This window comes from Stenotrophomonas sp. PFBMAA-4, from assembly GCF_030053215.1.
In the GTDB taxonomy this organism is placed as follows: domain Bacteria; phylum Pseudomonadota; class Gammaproteobacteria; order Xanthomonadales; family Xanthomonadaceae; genus Stenotrophomonas.
Genome location: NZ_JASGBW010000011.1, coordinates 79874 through 96881, shown reverse-complemented (window position 1 = coordinate 96881; position 17008 = coordinate 79874). Strand labels below are relative to the sequence as shown.

At 69.0% G+C, this 17008-nt stretch carries 12 protein-coding genes; 5 read left to right on the top strand and 7 right to left on the bottom strand.

What is annotated here, in order from left to right:
• Positions 1–50 precede the first annotated feature (50 nt).
• The 4 genes from QMZ26_RS09335 to QMZ26_RS09320 all read left to right on the top strand — a co-directional run bounded on the left by QMZ26_RS09335 (position 51) and on the right by QMZ26_RS09320 (position 5500).
• A complete protein-coding gene (locus QMZ26_RS09335; RefSeq protein WP_283221278.1) occupies positions 51–1070 on the top strand; it encodes a sugar kinase in 1020 nt (339 codons plus the stop codon).
• A complete protein-coding gene (gene eda / locus QMZ26_RS09330; protein WP_283221277.1) occupies positions 1057–1695 on the top strand; it encodes a bifunctional 4-hydroxy-2-oxoglutarate aldolase/2-dehydro-3-deoxy-phosphogluconate aldolase in 639 nt (212 codons plus the stop codon). The genes QMZ26_RS09335 and eda overlap by 14 nt, the downstream gene beginning before the upstream one ends.
• Positions 1696–2184: 489 nt before the next feature.
• A complete protein-coding gene (locus QMZ26_RS09325) occupies positions 2185–2580 on the top strand; it encodes a hypothetical protein (protein WP_283221276.1) in 396 nt (131 codons plus the stop codon).
• A 169-nt stretch (positions 2581–2749) separates the two neighbouring features.
• On the top strand, positions 2750–5500 hold the full coding sequence (locus tag QMZ26_RS09320) for a TonB-dependent receptor (RefSeq protein ID WP_283221275.1): 2751 nt from the start codon (positions 2750–2752) through the stop codon (positions 5498–5500).
• Between the two features lie 88 nt (positions 5501–5588).
• On the opposite strand, the gene ligD is transcribed toward QMZ26_RS09320, so the two are convergent.
• From ligD to QMZ26_RS09305, 3 genes are all read right to left on the bottom strand, one after another.
• On the bottom strand, positions 5589–8051 hold the full coding sequence (gene ligD / locus QMZ26_RS09315) for a DNA ligase D (protein WP_283221274.1): 2463 nt from the start codon (positions 8049–8051) through the stop codon (positions 5589–5591).
• Positions 8052–8054: 3 nt separating this feature from the next.
• Positions 8055–8984, bottom strand: a complete 930-nt coding sequence (locus QMZ26_RS09310; RefSeq protein WP_283221273.1) for a Ku protein — start codon at positions 8982–8984, stop codon at positions 8055–8057.
• Between the two features lie 91 nt (positions 8985–9075).
• Positions 9076–9474, bottom strand: coding sequence for a hypothetical protein (locus QMZ26_RS09305; RefSeq protein WP_108745597.1), 399 nt, complete (start codon positions 9472–9474; stop codon positions 9076–9078).
• A 148-nt stretch (positions 9475–9622) separates the two neighbouring features.
• On the opposite strand from QMZ26_RS09305, the gene QMZ26_RS09300 reads away from it, so the two are divergent.
• The gene (locus QMZ26_RS09300) at positions 9623–9946 is read left to right on the top strand and encodes a hypothetical protein (RefSeq protein WP_108745596.1); all 324 of its coding nucleotides are present in this window, start codon (positions 9623–9625) and stop codon (positions 9944–9946) included.
• A gap of 142 nt (positions 9947–10088) precedes the next feature.
• On the opposite strand, the gene QMZ26_RS09295 is transcribed toward QMZ26_RS09300, so the two are convergent.
• The 4 genes from QMZ26_RS09295 to QMZ26_RS09280 form a co-directional block, all read right to left on the bottom strand.
• On the bottom strand, positions 10089–11495 hold the full coding sequence (locus QMZ26_RS09295) for an ATP-binding protein (RefSeq protein WP_283221272.1): 1407 nt from the start codon (positions 11493–11495) through the stop codon (positions 10089–10091).
• Positions 11488–12225, bottom strand: coding sequence for a response regulator (locus tag QMZ26_RS09290; RefSeq protein ID WP_283221271.1), 738 nt, complete (start codon positions 12223–12225; stop codon positions 11488–11490). The genes QMZ26_RS09295 and QMZ26_RS09290 overlap by 8 nt, the downstream gene beginning before the upstream one ends.
• A 62-nt stretch (positions 12226–12287) precedes the next feature.
• Positions 12288–14603, bottom strand: coding sequence for a TonB-dependent siderophore receptor (locus QMZ26_RS09285; protein ID WP_283221270.1), 2316 nt, complete (start codon positions 14601–14603; stop codon positions 12288–12290).
• A gap of 122 nt (positions 14604–14725) precedes the next feature.
• Complete coding sequence (locus tag QMZ26_RS09280; protein WP_283221269.1) at positions 14726–16840, bottom strand: TonB-dependent receptor; 2115 nt, start codon at positions 16838–16840, stop codon at positions 14726–14728.
• Positions 16841–17008 lie beyond the last annotated feature (168 nt).

Below are 17008 nucleotides of genomic sequence, written 5' to 3'. Positions count from 1 at the left end.
TTCCACGCCGCCCAGCAGTACCCGCTGGCGGCCAGCGTAAGGGAGCGGAAATGGGTCGTGTCGTATGTTTCGGGGAATTGCTGCTGCGCCTGGGGGCGCCCGGTCACGAACTGCTGATGCAGTCGCCGCAGCTGCAGGTACACGTGGGTGGGGCCGAAGCGAACGTGGGTGTCTCGCTGTCCCGCTTTGGACATGAGGTGGCCATGGTCAGCACCGTGGCCGGCAACGCGCTGGGCGCCCACGTGCTGGGTGAACTGCGCCGGCACGGGGTCGACACGCGCAGCGTGCGGCAGGACCCGGACGGGCGCATGGGCCTGTACTTCCTCACCACCGGCGCGGTGCAGCGTGCCAGCGAAGTGGTCTATGACCGCGCCGACTCGGCCTTCGCGCGCAGCACCGCCGCCGACTACGACTGGCCGGTGCTGCTGCAGGGCGCGCAGTGGCTGCACCTGTCCGGGGTCAGCCCGGCGCTCGGCCCGGACGTGGCCCAGGCCACCCTGGCGGCGGCGCGTGCGGCGCGCGAGCTGGGCGTGCGCGTGTCCTTCGATGGCAACTTCCGGCCCAAGCTGTGGCAGCGCTGGGGCGGCGATGCGCAGGCGATCCTGCATGCGCTGTTCGCCCAGGCCGACATCGTCTTCGCTGATTACCGCGATATCGAAGTGATCCTCGGCCAGCGCTTAGAGCAGGCCGATGTGGTGGCCAAGGTCGAAGCCGCCGCCGCGGCCGCGTTCGCGGCATTCCCGCAGCTGCAGTGGATGGCCTGCACCCAGCGCCAGGCCCTCAGCGTGGACCACCACGCCCTGGGCGCGCTGCTGCTGGGCCGCGACGGCACCCGCGCGCAGGCACCGGTGCGCCAGCTGCAGGGCATCGTCGACCGCATCGGCGGTGGCGATGCATTCGCCGCAGGCATCCTGCATGGCATCCTGTCCGGCTTCGATGCCGACGCCACCGTGCGTTTCGGCCTGGCCGCCGGTGGTCTGAAGCACTCCATCCCCGGCGATTTCAACCCCGTCAGCGAAGCTGACGTACTGGCCCTGGTGGGCGAGGAGCGATTCGATGTCCGGCGCTGATCCGCGCGTACGTGCGGTACTGAAACTTGCACCGGTGATCCCGGTGTTCACCCCTGATGACATCGACGATGCGGTGCAGGTGGCCCAGGCGCTGTTCCGCGGCGGCCTGCCGGTGATCGAGGTGACGCTGCGCACGCCGCGTGCGCTGGACGCGATCAAGGCGATGGTCGAGGCCGTGCCCGACGCCGTGGTGGGCGCAGGCACGGTGCTGACGCCGGCGCAGATGGAGGCCGCCAAGGCAGCCGGTGCGCGCTTCGCGGTGTCGCCGGGTGCGACGCCAACGCTGTACGCCGCCGCGTGCGACGCCGATCTGCCGTACCTGCCCGGCGTGGCTACCGGTTCGGAACTGATCCTCGGCCTGGAACACGGCCTGGATACGTTCAAGTTCTTCCCGGCGGTGCAGTCCGGCGGCGCGCCGCTGCTGTCGGCGTGGCACGGCCCGTTCGCCGATGTGCGCTTCTGCCCGACCGGTGGCATCAGCGCGCAGACCGCGCCGCAGTTCCTGCACCTGCCCAACGTGCTGTGCGTGGGCGGTTCGTGGCTGACCACGGCCGCGCTGATGCAGTCGCGCGATTGGGACAGCATCGAGCGCCTGGCCCGCGAAGCAGCGGTGCTGGCCGGCTGACCAGCGCTTCGGTAGCGTCGAGCCATGCTCGACGGCTGCTCTGCGTAGAGTCGAGCTTGCTCGACTGGCTTCTGGCAAAAGGCAGCCGAGCAAGCTCGACTCTACGCTGCCTCGATCCATTGATCAGGATCAAGGCAGCGCCAACGCCGCCCCTGCATGCTCTCCCTCAAGCGGAGGGCATCGCCTTCCGCGAGTTCGGCACGCCACGGGCATCGACGCCCGGTGCCATGTCCGGGGGCGGGCATGGCGCTGGAATCTTCGATACCCGAGGCCTCTGCCACACAGCCATTGCCATGCGGCATGGCTGGCGGACCGGACCCGCCGCAGTTCCCCGGCCATGACGGGCGTGGGGCACTTCGTGGCCGTGGGAGGCGGGTCGGGCACGCCAACATTGCGAATCCGCCTGCGCGTGGCCGCCGCTCCGTTTCCCTCTCCCACGGATGCGGCGGCCATGCCGCTCCTGTGCACGCTGCGCCGTACAATGCGCACATGCCCGAGATGCTCAAGACCGTTTTCCTGTCCGTCGTCGCCCTGATCGGCGCGCTGCTCGCGCTGGCCCTGGTCAGCAGTGCCGGCGGCTGGCTGCCGTCGTTGTTCGGCCTGCACCCCGGCAGCGAAACGCAGCTGGGCTGGGACCTGGCCTTCACCGTGCTCGGCGGCATCGCCGGCATCGCCTTCGCCACCTACTACGCACCGTGCTGGCCGCGTGCGCATGGCACGTCCATCTGGACGCTGCTGGTGGTCGGCAGCGGCTACGGCCTGTGGGTGATGGGCGGTGATTTTCCGCGCTGGTTCGCCATCTCCCTGCTGGTATCGCTGCCGGTGCAGCTGCTCGGTGGCTGGTGGTTCGGTCGTCGTCCGTCCCGCAGCGCAACACAGGCTTAACAATTCCCCCCTAGGCTCGGTGCCCGCCGAAGGTCGGCAACGCGGCGCAGGGGCCTGCACCCACGGATAAAGGGGCAGGCGCGGCGTAAGACACCACAGGGAACCGGGAAATCATCCGATGCGTTACCAGAACCGGGAGGCCGCTGCTGCGGCCCCCCATGCGAAGCTTTTGTCCCGCGCCGTGCATGCGGTGCTGATCGGCGGCCTCGCCGTGCTGCCCATCGATGCAATGGCTGAAGAAGCCGCCGATGGCGATACCCGGCAACAGCTGCAGCAGCTGGACACCGTCACGGTCTCTGGCAGCTATGCCAAAAGCCTGGAACGCGCCGTCGACCTCAAGCGCGCCAACATCGGCTTCTCCGATTCGATCGTCGCCACCGACGTGGCCGACTTCCCCGAGCAGAACCTCGCCGAAGCGCTGCAGCGCATGCCGGGTGTGACCATCGAGCGCAACAAGGGCCTGGGCAGCAAGGTCAGCGTGCGCGGCCTGCCCAGCGAGTTCACCCTGGTCTCGATCAACAACCTGGCCACCGCCTCGGGCAGTGGCGGGCGCGACGTGCAGTTCGACATCTTCGCCGCCGACGTGGTGCAGACGGTCACCGTGCAGAAGTCGCCGACCGCCGCCGACGAGGAAGGTGGCATCGCCGGTTCGGTCTACATCGAGACGGCCAAGCCGTTCGACTTCCCCGAGCCGAAGTTCAGTGCCTCGGCCGAAGCCTCGCACAACTCGATCAACGGCAAGATCGATCCGAAGATATCCTTCCTCGCCAGCGACACCTGGGGTGACTGGGGCGGCCTGGTGTCGTTCTCCAAGGCCAAGCGCACCAACCGCACCGATTCCAATTCGGGCATCAACTTCCGCCCGATGGGCCGCTTCCTGGAAGCGTCGGGCACGCGTGGTTCGCAGGCCGCCGCCGTGCTGGCGCGTGATGCCGGCATCGTCGTGCAGGACCGCATGGACAAGGACGAGACCAGCCGCATCATCTTCCAGGACAAGGTCGGCGACCGCGTCTACCTCAACGAGCAGGACCAGTGGGGCGCCACCGCTTCGCTGCAGTTCAAGCCCAGCGATACCTTCTCGCTCAGCTTCGATGCGATGTTCGGCGGTTATGACACGCACGAGGACGAGTACGATGCCGCGGCCTACTCGGCATCCAGCCGCAGCACCCTGGACCGCATCTACGACTACGACAACACCACGCTGGGCGACTACGGCATCACCGTGCTGAAGGACGTGGCCTATACCGCCACCCAGCACGAGATCCTCAGCAAGGAACGCAACGCCAACACCGACTACCGCCAGTTCAGCAGCAAGCTGGACTGGAAGGTCGGCAGCTGGGACATCGACGCGCTGGTCGGCTATTCCGGTGCGCGCAAGGATTCGGACTACGCCAACCTCAAGCACGTGGCCTACGCACCGTCGCGCACGCGCTGGACCAGCAACGGCGGCGAGACCGTGCCCAGCACCACCGGCGGTTTCGACATGTACAACGCCGCGGACAAGTACCTGTTCGAAGCGTACGAAACCGAGCTGGAGAAGGTGAAGGATGACAAGTACGCCGCGCAGCTCGACCTGCGCCGGCAGATGAACCTGGCCTTCTTCCCGGCGTTGAGCGGCGTGCAGTTTGGCGCGCGCTACACCGACAAGACCAAGGAACGCGAGTTCGGCAGCGGCAAGATCCAGGGCCCGACCGCCGGCAGCGCCGCATGGGTGAACACCCGCACGCTGGCCGACAGCAACCCGGTGTGGATCAGCCAGCTCGCCCCGGGCGGCGGCTATCGCCCGAGCGACCTGGACTGGCAGCAGATCTCCAATGCCTACGCGCGTGCCACGTTCCGCTACCCGGGCTATGAAACCCCGATCGATCCGGGCCAGTACTACGAAGTGAAGGAAAAGACCCTGGCGCTGTATGCCATGGCCGACTTCTACTTCGATATCGGCACCGTGCCGGTGTACGCCAACCTGGGCGTGCGCTCGATCGACACCGATGTCGACTCGGCCGGCTTCCACCCGGTGCAGAACGCCGACGGCAGCAACGGCTACACGCCGTCGCCGATTTCCAGCAGCGGCGACTACAGCAAGATCCTGCCCAGCTTCAACATGACCGCCGAGATCGCCGACGGCCTGGTGCTGCGCGGTGCCGCCTCGGAAACGCTGATGCGCCCGTCGCTGACCGACATCGCCTACCGTCGTACGGTCAGCTGGAGCAGCTTCCGCTTCATGGACGGCAACCCGGCGCTGAAGCCGACCACCGCCAAGCAGTGGGAAGTGGGCCTGGAAAAGTACCTGCAGAACGGTGGCCTGCTGGCCGCCTCGTACTTCTCCAAGAAGATCGACGGCGTGGTGCGGCAGTCGCTGACCGGCATCGTGCCGAACGTTGAGAAGCTCAACGCCAACGGTTCACTGGACGGCTACTACGACTTCGAGGTCTACCAGCCGGTCAACGCCGACGGTTCCTACAAGGTGACCGGCGTGGAGCTGGTCGCGCAGCTGCCGCTGTCGATGCTGCACCCGGCGCTGAAAGGCTGGGGCATCAATGCCAACTACACCCAGCTGGACAACTCGCTGACCGGTGCCTCGGACCTGGATATCCCGACCCCGCCGGAAGGCCTGGCCGAGAAGGCGTACAACTTCACCCTGTACTACGAGAACGACCGCTTCAGCGCGCGCGCCTCGTACAACTACAAGGACAAGTACGTCGAGTACATCCACCTGAACATGTATCCGGTCTACCGCGATGCCTATGGCCAGCTGGATGCCTCGATCGGCTTCCGCCTCAATGACACCTGGAAGCTGAACCTGGAAGCGATCAACCTGCTGGACGAGAAGACCAGCGGTTACACGATCGACAAGGCCTTCCCGACCCAGTACGAGTTCTCCGGACGCCGCGTCACCTTCGGCATCCGCGCGGACTTCTGATCCACGCAGCATTGATCTGGTAGCGCCGGGCCGTGCCCGGCGACACGCAACGTATCCGCGCTGCGCGCTCGCCGGGCGTGGCCCGGCGCTACCGATTACCGGTCGGCAACACCTGCTTCACGCGTTCGATGCCCTGCCAAGGATTCCCCTTCAGGCGCTTCGCCCGGGCCAGCGCCTTCTGCATCGGGAACGCATCGGCGGCGCTCACCTTTGCCAGTTCTTCCCAGCGCAACGGCACCGCCACGCCTGCAGCCTCACGCGCGCGCAGCGACCACGAACACACGCTGGTGGCACCACGGGTGTTGCGCAGCCAGTCGATGAAGATCACGCCCTCGCGCTTGGCCTTGCTCATGGTTGCTACGTAGCGATCGGGCTGCTCCAGCGCCATCGCCTGCGCAAATGCCTCGCAGAAGGCCTTGGCCTGTTCCCAGCCGGCCTTCGGCTGCAGCGGCACCACCACGTGCACGCCCTTGCCGCCGGACAGCCGCACGAAGCTCTGCAGGCCGACCTGCAGCAAGCGGTCGCGCACCTCGCGCGCTCCCGATTTCACCTGCGCCCAGCTCACGCCGTCACCGGGGTCGAGGTCGAACACCAGCCGGTCCGGATGCTCGGGATCCTCGACCGTCGCGCCCCACGGGTGCAGCTCCAGCGTGTTCATCTGCACCAGCTGCAGCAGCCCGCGCGTATCATCGATGTACACGTAATCCTCGCGCCCGCTCTTCTGCTGCAACGGCACCGCATGCACGCCATCGCCCAGGCCGGGGCCATGGTGTTTCTGGAAGAAGCAGGCCTTGCCGACGCCATCGGGACAGCGCAGCAGCGACAGCGGGCGGCCGGCAATCTCCGGCAGGATCCAGCGCGCCATCTGCTGGTAGTAGGCGGCCACATCGCCCTTGCTGAGCTTCTGCTTCGGGTACACCACCCGCTCGGGATGGCTGATGGCCACCGCCGCATCATCGCGCTCCACCGCTGGTGCCACGTCCAGGTCCTCCCTGCGTTTGTCGCTGCGCAGGCGCTTGAAGCTGGCCTGGCGCAGCAGCCCTTCCTTGCCCCAGCCACGGAAAGCCACTTCGGCCACCACCACCGGTTTCACCCAGCGCACGCTGGCGGCACCGAACGGCACATGCGCCGGCAGCTCCAGTACCGGCGTCTTCACCGCCAAGGGGGCCAGCACGGTGCTCAGCGCCTTCAGGCCCGCATCGTCGAAGCCGGTGCCGACCCGGCCGACATAGCGCAGGCCACCCGCATCGGGCGTGGCCAGCAGCAGCGAACCGAAGCCGACCCGGCTGCCCTTGGGCGCCGTGTGGCCGATGATGATGAACTCGTCGCTGTCCTCGTGCTTCACCTTCACCCAGCTGCGCGCACGGGTGTTCACGTAGGGCGCATCGACCTGCTTGCTGACGATGCCTTCGAAGCCGGCATCACCACTGGCGGCAAACACCGCCGGGCCGTGGTCGACCACATGGTCGCTGAAGGCCAGCGTGCCCGGCGCCGGGCCGATCAGGGCCTTCAGCAGCGCCTTGCGTTCCCGCAGCGGTGCGCGGCTGATGTCCACGCCGGCCACACCGGGCAGGTCGAACACAATGTAGCGCAGCGGCTCTTTCGAACTGCCATCGATGACACGCTGCAGGGCGGCGAAATCGCTGCGTCCCTGTGCGTCGAGGACCACCAGTTCGCCATCCAGCCGTGCATCGTGCACGGGCAGCGCGCGCACGGCCTGGGCGACTTCGGGAAAATCACCGGTCCAGTCCAGGCCATTGCGCGAGCGCAGCTTCACCTCGCCGTCGTGCAGGTCGGCCAGCAGGCGGTAGCCATCCCACTTGATCTCGTGCAGCCAGTGTTCGCCGTCCGGCACGGTATCGCGGTGATCGGTCAGCTGCGGCTTGAAGCCACGCGGGTAGGGCTGGTCGCGTGCACCGGCCAGCTTCAGCGCGCGTGCATGCCAGCGCGCCTCTGCCTTGCGTGGAGTCGCGCGCGCGGCCTTCTTCGCCCGCTTTGCTGCAGCCCGGGGTGCAGGCATGGCGTTCTCCAGAAGATCATCGGCCTCGGCATCGCGCGCATCGGCATCGTCGCGCTTGATCAGCAGCCACTGCACCTGGCGCCCTTTCATGGCCGTGCGCACCAGCTTCCAACCGCCACTCAAGCGCTGCCCGTGCAGCACGAAGTCGATCTTGCCGGCGGCCAGTGCCTGCAGCGGGTCGCCTTCGCAGGCCCAGCTGCCGTGGTCGAATACCTGCACATGGCCGGCGCCATAGTGGCCTTCGGGAATATCCCCTTCGAAGCCGGCGTAGGACAGCGGGTGGTCCTCGACCTCCACCGCCAGGCGCTTCTCGCCCACCCGCAGCGATGGTCCCTTGGGCACCGCCCAGCTCTTCAGCACGCCGTCCATTTCCAGGCGGAAATCATAGTGCCGCGCGCTGGCGTGGTGCAGCTGGATGACGAACTGCGGCCGCCGCTTTGGATTGCCCGCAGCCGGGCCATCATCCGGCTCCGGCGTCTGCCCGCTGCCACCGCCCAGGCGGCGCTTGCGGCGGTACTGGTGCAGCGACATGGCTCAGCCTGCCTTGCGGCGCGGCGCGGTCTTCTTCGCCGCCTTGGCTGTCTTGGCTGCGGTCTTCTTGGCAGCTTTCTTCGCAGCCTTCTTCGCCGGTGCCTTGCGTGTCGCGGTCTTCTTCGCCGGCGTGCGCGTGTTGGCATCCAGGCTCTTCTGCAGCAGCGCCATGAAGTCCACCACGTTGGTGCTGGCGTCTTCGTGCGGCGCCGGCTCCTCTTCCACCTGGGTCGTGCCGCCCTTGGTCTTGATGCGCTTGTTCAGCACCTGCTGCAGGCGTTCGCGGAATTCATCGTGGTACTGGGAGGGGTCCCAGTCGGCGGCCATCGATTCGATCAGCTGCCCGGCCATCGCCGTTTCCTTGGCGGTGATGCGGTAGTCGGACAGGCTGCCGGTGGGCAGCTTGTAGTCTTCCGGATCAACCAGTTCCTGTGGGTAGCGCAGGATCATCAGCACCAGCGCGTGGCCCTGCGGCATCACCGCGCACAGGTATTCGCGGGTACGCACCACGACCCGCGCGATGCCGGCCTTGCCGGTACCGCGCAGGGTTTCGCGCAGCAGCACGTAGCCCTTCTCGGCCTTCTTGCCGGGCAGCAGCAGGTAGGGCTTCTCGAAGTAGCGCGGATCGATCTGGGTGGCATCCACGAACGTTTCCACCTCCACCGTTTCATGGCTTTCCGGCGCGGCCGAGCGGATATCGCCTTCTTCCAGCACGACGTAGCTGCCCTTGTCGTACTCGTAGGCTTTGACGATGTCCTTCCACGGCACTTCCTCGCCGGTATCGGCGTTGACCCGCTCGAAGCGGATCGGCTTGCGGTCGCGCGAATCGAGCATGCGGAACTGCAGGTCGACCTTGCGTTCGCCGGACATCAGCGAGACCGGCACGTTCAGCAGGCCGAAGGAGAGGGTACCGGTCCAGATCGGGCGGGCCATGGCACGCACCTGCATTGCGGCGGGGCGGCCAGCTTCGGACGCCCACCGTGAAACGGCTGTGTCGGCCCCGTGCAGGCCGGGTGGCGCAGGGTTACTGCAGCAGGGGCCGCACCGCCGCCGCCGGAATGTGGTCCAGCGCGCGCCAGGCGTCCTCCACCACCGGGCGTGCCTGCGACCAGCCCAGCCGCGACTGGCCACGCATCTGCTCCCAGTGCGCGGCCAGTTCCTCGCCGGTATCGGCGTCGCCGCCGCGCGGCCAGTCAGCGGCGTGGGTGGTCAGGGCAAAGGCGTACACCGGGCACAGGTCGCGCCAGTTGCGGTGGCCGTTGGCGCGGCGCCGCTCATAGTCGTTGAGCATGTACTGCAGGTAATCCTGCGCCACCGCCTGCGGGTCCTCATGGCGGCGCGCGCGGCGCAGGGGCGTGCGGGCGCCGAGCGGATCCAGCAGGGCGTTGAACACGGACGGGGCGGGGCGTTCAAGACGGGCCATGGCCGGCTCCTGCAGCAGGGCGGGTGGGCAGGAATACCGGCGGTGCCGTTATCCAGCCGTGACAGAGATGTTCATGACGCGGGGTTCGCGGCGGCTTTACCTCTGCCGCGCTGTAGTGGAGCCCCCCGCCTATCGCCAGGTAATCGCCATGTCCAACCGTGATCCGCTGCGCCAGACCCACGCCCCCGTGCCGGGCGAATCCCGTGCCAAGCACGATCTGGCCGATGCCGAGGACCGGGGCGCCGGCATGCAGGTGCCGCACGAAGATGCGCTGCCGGCCGTCCATCACCCTGAACAGGCCGCGCAGGACCGCAAGGACTGCGGCGACCGCCACCGCGGCGGCCAGGAAAGCCCGCTCAAGCGCCGCGAGCGCAAGCAGCATGCCAGCGACAACCAGGACCAGGCGCTGGAAGAAACTTTCCCGGCCAGCGATCCGACCTCGCCGTTCGTGCCGGCCAAGGCACCGGATTGAGCCTTCGGCCGCGCGGCGCGCTCGCCGGGCACGGCCCGGCGCTACCGATGGCTGCGATCCCTGTAGAGCCGAGCCTGTGCTCGGCTGCTTCTGATCGTGGACACGAATCCCGCGCTGCGCGCTCGCCGGGCATGGCCCGGCGCTACCGGCTGCGCGTGCCCGGGCAGTGCGGCAGGGTGATCCGCACGCACAGCCCGCGTCCGCCCGGGCCGTCCTCCAGCGCAAGCTGGCCGCCATGCGCCTGCACCACCGCCACGGCGATGCTCAGGCCCAGCCCGGTGCCACCATGGCGCGCACTGCGTGAAGCCTCCAGGCGCTGGAAGGGCTGCAGCATCCGCTCCCGTTGTGCGGCCGGTATGCCCGGGCCCTGGTCGGCGATGCTGATGTGGATGGCCTCGGCATCGCCCCAGGCCTCGACCTGCGCGCCGCCGCCATAGCGCCCGGCGTTGTCCAGCAGGTTGGCCAGCGCGCGCTTCAGGCTGCGCGGGAAGCCGGGATAGGCCACGCCCACCCGGCCCTGCAGCTGCACGGCATGGCCGGCCTCGCGTGCATCCTCCACCACCGTGCGCAGCAGGGCATCGATGTCGATCGGCTCGCGGTCGCCGCGCAGCTGGGTGGCACTGCTGTAATCAAGGATGGAATCCACCAGCTCCTGCATGTCGTCCAGGTCGGCACGCCAGCGGGTGCGTGCGGCCTCGTCGGCCAGCAGTTCGGTCCGCAGGCGCAGGCGGGTCAGTGGCGAGCGCAGGTCGTGCGAGACCGCTGCCAGCAGCTCCTCGCGGCCCTGCGCGGCCTGCTGCAGCTGCTGCTGCATCTGGTTGAAGGCCTGCGCGGCCTGGCGCACCTCGCGCGGGCCTTCCAGCGGCAACGGCGGTGCATGCAGGTTGCGGCCCAGGGCCTGTGCGGCAGCGCCCAGCCGGGTCAGCGGCCGGGTCAGCCAGCGCACCACCAGCAGGGCCAGCAGCACGATCAGCAGGGTACGCAGGCCGTAGATGCGCAGCAGGTAGTCGCCCAGCGCATGTGCCGGCTCCAGCTGCAGGCCGGCCTGGCCTTCGCGCACGTCGAACTGCAGCCAGTTGCCCTGGGCACTGCGCACGCGCAGCTGGAACTGCCCGGCGACGTGGCGCGCCGACAGCACCTTGTCATCCTCCCGGCCCTGCGCGTCGTACAGCCGCAGGCGCTGCAGGTGCAGCTCGCGCGGCATGCCCAGCTCGCCCTGCAGCGAAGCACGCAGCAGCTGTTCCACCGCGCGGTCGCGCGGGCGCAGCGAAACATGGCCGCTGTCTTCCACCGCGCGCACCGTCAGGTCGGCCGTGGACAGCACGGCGGGGTCGGCGCCGGCCAGCGGCGAGGCCGGCGCCTCCAGCAGGCGCAGCGTCTGCGCGACATGCGCGGCAGCCAGTCGCGCGGGGATCTCGGCCACCCGCTCGTAGCGGGCGTCATGCCAGACGGTGCCGGTCAGCAGCTGCGCCAGCAGCATGCCGGCCACCAGCACCAGCACCAGCCGCCCGTACAGCGTGCGCGGCCAGCCCAGGCGTGCCTCAGCCATCGGCCTGCACCGGGCCGGCCAGGCAGTAGCCCCGGTTGCGCACGGTGCGGATCAGCAGCGGCGCGCGGCTGTCATGTTCCAGCATCTGCCGCAGCCGGCTGATGCACATGTCGATGCTGCGGTCGCTGGGCATGCGGTCGCGGCCGTACACCTGCTCCACCAGGAAATCGCGCTCGAGCACCTCGTCGGGATGCCGCAGGAACAGCTGCAGTGCGCTGAAGTCGGTCTCGCCCAGCAGGTGACGGCGGCCATCGTCGGCCTGCAGCAGATGGGTGCGCGGGTCCAGGGTCCAGCCGGAGAAGCGCACGCGTGCCACGTTCGCCGTGGGGGCCGTGGCCGCCTGCACGGGCACCTGCCGCCGCAGTACCGCGCGCAGCCGCAGCAGCAGCTCGCGCGGGTCGAACGGCTTGGCCATGTAGTCATCGGCGCCTTGTTCGAGGCCGAGGATGCGGTCGGCCGGGCGGCCACGCGCGGTCAGCATGATCACCGGCAGCGCGGTCTGCTCGCGCAGCTGCTGGCACAGGGCCAGCCCATCCTCGCCGGGCAGCATCAGGTCCAGCACCACCGCGTCGAAGGTCCCGGCAGCCAACGCCGCGCGCATGCCATCACCATCGCCGGCGACGACGGTCTGCAGTCCCTGCTGGCCGAGGTACTGGGCGAGCAGGGCGCCGATCTCCGGATCATCATCGACGACCAGGATGCGGGCGGACGGGGGTGGGGACTCGGGCATCGACGCATCTTCCCAGATGCGGCACCGGCCTGCAGGGCAGCAGGCCGGTGCCGCGGCGGCGCTTAGAAACGCGCGCGGATGCTGAAGGTGGTGGTGCGCGGCTCGCCGAAGATCAGCCCGTCGTAGAAGCCGTACTGGGTGTAGTACAGCTTGTCGGTCAGGTTGTTCACGTTCACCGCCAACTGCACGGTGTCGGTCAGGGCGTAGCGCGCCATCAGGTTGACCAGGGTGTAGCCGCCCATCGGCAGGTTGCTGGCGTCGTACTTGCCGCCGCCCAGCGGGCGCCCCGGGTTGGTCGACATCACCGTGCCGCTCTGCATCGACAGGCCACCGCCCACGGTCAGCTTCGACAGCGCACCGGGCAGGGTCCAGGAGGTGTTCAGGCGCAGCAGGTGGCGCGGGTCCTGCTGGTAGGACAGGCCATCGACCTGCAGCCAGGTGTAGCCGGCATACACGTTCCAGCCCTGCGCCAGGCGCCCGGAGACTTCCAGGTCGGCGCCCTTGGACACCACGCCATCCACCGCGCGGTAGATGTTGAAACCAGTCACCGGATGCACTTCGCCAGTGCTCTCGGCCACGTTGTTCTGCTCGTTGCGGAACACGGCCAGGGCAGCATTCAACGCACCGTCGGCCCATTCGCCCTTGATGCCGGCTTCGTAGCTCTTGCCGGTCACCGGGTCGAGCAGGGTGTCGTTGGCATCGCGCACGTTGCCCTGCGGGCTGAACACATCGGTGTAGCTCACGTAGGCCGAGTAGTTCGCCGCGAAGTCCCACACCAGGCCCGCGTACGGGGTGACCACCTGCTGGTCGCCGCTGGCGGCCCCGCGGGTGCGCACGTCGGCCTTGGTGTAGACCTGGTTGTAGGTCTTGTAGTTGCTCACGCGGGTGCCCAGCACCAGCGACAGCGGCTCGGCCAGGCTGAAGCGGCCGGCCAGGTAGCCGCCCACGTTCTGGGTGATGGTCTTGGTGCGGGCCGGGGTGCGGAAGGTTTCGTACGGCGCGTAGCTGCCGTCCCAGGTGCGCCAGTCATTGATCGGCAGGCCCACCGCACGGTACTGGCAGCCACTCCACGGGGCCACGCCGCCGATGGTGCAGTTGCCCAGTGCGGCGCTGAAGGCGTAGTCGGTGATCTCGCTGCGGTAGCCGTTGAAGCCGGCCATCAGATGGTGCTCGCGGCCGAACAGCTGCAGCGGGCCGCTCACGCTGATGTCCAGGTTGTCGCGACGGGTTTCCGATTCGTTGTGGATCGCGTTGAGGAAGGCGCCGCTGCCATCGGGGTTCCAGAAGCCGGCAAAGCCCTTGCCCGGGGCCGCGTTGTTGACCTTGGCCACGCCGTAGTTGGTGTAGCTCTCGCCGCTGTCATGGGCGAAGGCCACGCGCAGCTTCCAGTCCGCGCCCAGGCCCTGTTCCACGCTGCCGAACACCGAGGTGTTGTCACGCTTGGCCACGCTCCAGTCGGCGGCCGGGTTGGTGCTGCGCGGCAGGTGGGTGCGGGTGCCGTCGGCCCACCAGATCGGCACGTTGCTGCCCCACGAGCCGCCACCGTTGCGGGTGCGCTCGTACTGCACGCCCAGGTTCACCACGGTGGCATCGCCCAGGTCGGCCTCGAAGCTGGCCAGGCCGCCCAGGCGCTGCAGGTCCTCGCGCTGGCGGAAGCTGTCCGAATCCTCGGCACTGACCACGAAGCGGCTGCGCACGCGGCCATCGGCGGTCAGCGGCACGTTGACGTCGCCCATCAGGCGGCGCTTGTCATGGCTGCCCAGGGTCAGCGAGGCGGCCCCGCCGAACTCGCGGGTCGGGCGCTTGCGCTCCAGGTAGATGGTGGCCGACGGGTCGCCGGTGCCACCGAGCAGGCCGTTGGCGCCGCGCACCACCTGCACGTGGTCGTACAGGTCCATGTTCAGGCCCGCGCCGCCGCCGCTGAAGCTGCTGGCGCCGTTGATCAGCATGCCGTCGACCTTGAAGTTGCCGATGTCGAAGCCGCGCGCACGGAAGGTGGTGCGGCCGGCGTTGTCCAGCGAATAGGTGGTGATGCCGGTGGTGCTGGTCAGCACATCGTTGATGGATTCGATCTGCAGGTCATCCATCTGCTGCCGGGTGACCGTGGTCACCGACTGCGGGGTCTGACGCAGGCTCAGGTCCAGGCCGATGGCGGCCTTGCTGATCGGCAGGGTGTAGCTGTCAGCCTGTGACTGGCGGCGCGCGGTCACTTCCAGGCCATCCAGGGTGGTCGGATTGGCATCGGCCGGTGCTTCGGCGTGGGCCGCCAGCGGCAGCGCCAGGACGACAGCCAGGGCAAGAGCGCGTCGGCCGAAGGCAGGCGGGCACGGCAGGGCAGCGCGCGGCAGGCCCGCGCGGGTGAGGGCATCGGCAGTCACAGGGGGAGTCCTTATCGGAGATACAAATGGGATCGATTCCCATTTGCGTCATGATACCGACGCGCTCCGCGTTACCGGTTCGTGAAGATGTAAGCGTATGTAACGCAGCGCGTCCGAATGGGTCAGCGCCACGACCACTGCAGGCCGACGCTGGCGCGCCGGTCCGGGCCCGGTTCGTAGAAGCGGCCGTTGCCATCGTTGACGATCACCGAGCCGATGTAGGCCTGGTCCAGCAGGTTGTCCAGCCGCGCGAACGCGCGCAGGTCGCCACCGGGCAGGGTCCACTGGCGGCCGGCTTCCAGGTTCAGCACCGTGTAGCCGGGCGCGCGCTCGGTGGCCAGGTCATTCACCACCGTGTCGCTGCTGGCATTGGCTTCCAGCGCCCACTGCCAGTCGCCGGGCGACCACTGCAGGCGGGCGAAGGCCTGCTGCCGCGGCACACCGGGCAGCCGGCTGCCGGCCGCCACCACCGTGTCGGGCACGCGGCAGCCGCTGCCGCCGCAGGTCAGGTACGGCGAGCGCACCTGCGCCTGCAGCCAGGTCCAGGCCAGCTGCAGTTCCCACTGCTCGGCCAGGGGCTGGTGGTACTGCAGCTCCACACCCTGGCGGCGGGTGCGGCCGATGTTGCGGTAGGTGCTGCGGCCATTGGTATTGCTGGCAACGGCCAGCTCATCGTCGGTAATGGCGCGGAACACGCTGACATCGAGCTGGGTTCCGCTCTGCGCATGCCACTTGCTGCCGACCTCGATGTTGCGGCTGCGCGCGGCCGACAGGTCCAGCGCCAGGCCGGCCTGGCCGTCGCTGCGGTAGCCCAGTTCATTGAAGGTGGGGGTCTCGAAACCACGCCCGACGGCCGCGTGCAGGCGCCACTGCGGGGTGGCCTCGAAGCTGACCCCGGCCACCGGCGTGGTCGCCTGGTAGCGCCGGCGGCCACTGTCGTCCGGGTTGCTGGCGGTGATGTAGCGGTCGTCCGATTCGAAGCGCACGGTGCTGTGCCGCACCCCGGCCAGCAGCGACCAGCGCGGGCTCCACTGCCACCACGCCTGGGCGAACTGGTCGACGTTCTTCACGATGTCGATCTGGTCGCGGCGCTGCCGTCCGCGCACGCCCAGGGTGCTGCCGACGAAGTTCTCGTAGCCGGTGCGGTGCTGGCGCTGGCGGTCGGCGCTGATGCCCGCCACCACGTCCAGCGGGCGCCCGGCAAGGTCGCCGTTCCAGCCCCAGCGCGCGTCCATGCCGCCATAGCCGCCATCCAGGTCGATCACCCCGCCGGCGTGCAGCGGGTTGGCCTGCGCGGTGGGCGGGATCGGCAGGAACTGGGTCACCGCGCGCTGCCCGGCGTAGCCCATCAGCTGCCAGCGCTGGGCGCCGCTTTCGCGCGTCCAGCGCAGCCCGGCCTGCTGCTGGCGCACCGATTTGCGCGTGTTGTACTGCTCGGCCACCGCTGTCGCCTGGCGCGGGTTGGCCGCCACCTGCGCGCGGGTCAGGCCCAGCGGGTCCTGCGCGTCGGGCGCATCAAGTGCGTTGAGCAGCAGCTCCAGGCGGCCGCCGCCCACTTCAGCGCCGAGCCGTGCGTTGAGCGATTCGCGCCGCGCCCGGCTGTGGTCGCGCCAGCCGTCGGTGCGGAAGTGGTTGGCCGCGATGTTGTAGTCCACCACCGGGCCGGCACCGCGCAGCTGCGCCCCGACGCTGAGGGTGTTGTCGGCCCCGGCGTTCACCCGCAGCCGCCACGGGTCGCCGGCCTTGCCCTGCGCGCTCCATACCTGCAGCACGCCGCCGGAAGAGTTGCCGTACAGGGCGGAGAACGGCCCGCGCAGCACCTCGATGCGCTCGGCGCCGAGCAGGCTCGCATGCGAAAGCTGGCCCTGGCCGTCGGGCATGGTGGCCGGCACGCCATCGATCAGCACCCGCACGCCGCGCACGCCGAAGGTGGAGCGCGCGCCGAAGCCGCGGATCGACAGCTGGGTGTCCTGCGCATAGTTCTGCCGGTCACGGGCCAGCACCCCGGGTACCCCGGCCAGCGCCTCGGATACCTGCACGCCGGGTCCATTGCGGTCGTCGCCCACCCACACCGTGTCCTGGCTGGCCGGCAGTGCGAACGGATCGATGCCCTGCACACGCGCGGCCTGCACTTCCACGGTCGGCAGCTGCTGCAGGGCGGCGGTCTGCGCCAGTGCCGGCAGCGGCAGCAGGGCGATCAGCAGGGGCAGGCGGTGGGGCGCCAGGGGCTCGTTCATCGTTCAGCTATACGCACGGCGGGGAAACAACACGGCATGGTACGGGCTGCAGCGTGACGATGGCCGCCGCGCCGGTGGCACGCTTTGTTACGATGGCAGGGCTGCGGCCGACGGCCGCCGCTTCACGACCCGCGCTTCTTCTCCCCCTCAAATAGAACGAGTACCGCC

Excerpts from the sequence above, each read along its gene's own strand:
- QMZ26_RS09310 (WP_283221273.1), bottom strand. The coding sequence starts at position 8,984 with ATGGCCCGCCCGATCTGGACCGGTACCCTCTCCTTCGGCCTGCTGAAC.
- eda (WP_283221277.1), top strand. The coding sequence starts at position 1,057 with ATGTCCGGCGCTGATCCGCGCGTACGTGCGGTACTGAAACTTGCACCG.
- ligD (WP_283221274.1), bottom strand. The coding sequence starts at position 8,051 with ATGTCGCTGCACCAGTACCGCCGCAAGCGCCGCCTGGGCGGTGGCAGC.
- QMZ26_RS09290 (WP_283221271.1), bottom strand. The coding sequence starts at position 12,225 with ATGCCCGAGTCCCCACCCCCGTCCGCCCGCATCCTGGTCGTCGATGAT.
- QMZ26_RS09335 (WP_283221278.1), top strand. The coding sequence starts at position 51 with ATGGGTCGTGTCGTATGTTTCGGGGAATTGCTGCTGCGCCTGGGGGCG.
- QMZ26_RS09305 (WP_108745597.1), bottom strand. The coding sequence starts at position 9,474 with ATGGCCCGTCTTGAACGCCCCGCCCCGTCCGTGTTCAACGCCCTGCTG.
- QMZ26_RS09300 (WP_108745596.1), top strand. The coding sequence starts at position 9,623 with ATGTCCAACCGTGATCCGCTGCGCCAGACCCACGCCCCCGTGCCGGGC.
- QMZ26_RS09280 (WP_283221269.1), bottom strand. The coding sequence starts at position 16,840 with ATGAACGAGCCCCTGGCGCCCCACCGCCTGCCCCTGCTGATCGCCCTG.
- QMZ26_RS09295 (WP_283221272.1), bottom strand. The coding sequence starts at position 11,495 with ATGGCTGAGGCACGCCTGGGCTGGCCGCGCACGCTGTACGGGCGGCTG.
- QMZ26_RS09325 (WP_283221276.1), top strand. The coding sequence starts at position 2,185 with ATGCCCGAGATGCTCAAGACCGTTTTCCTGTCCGTCGTCGCCCTGATC.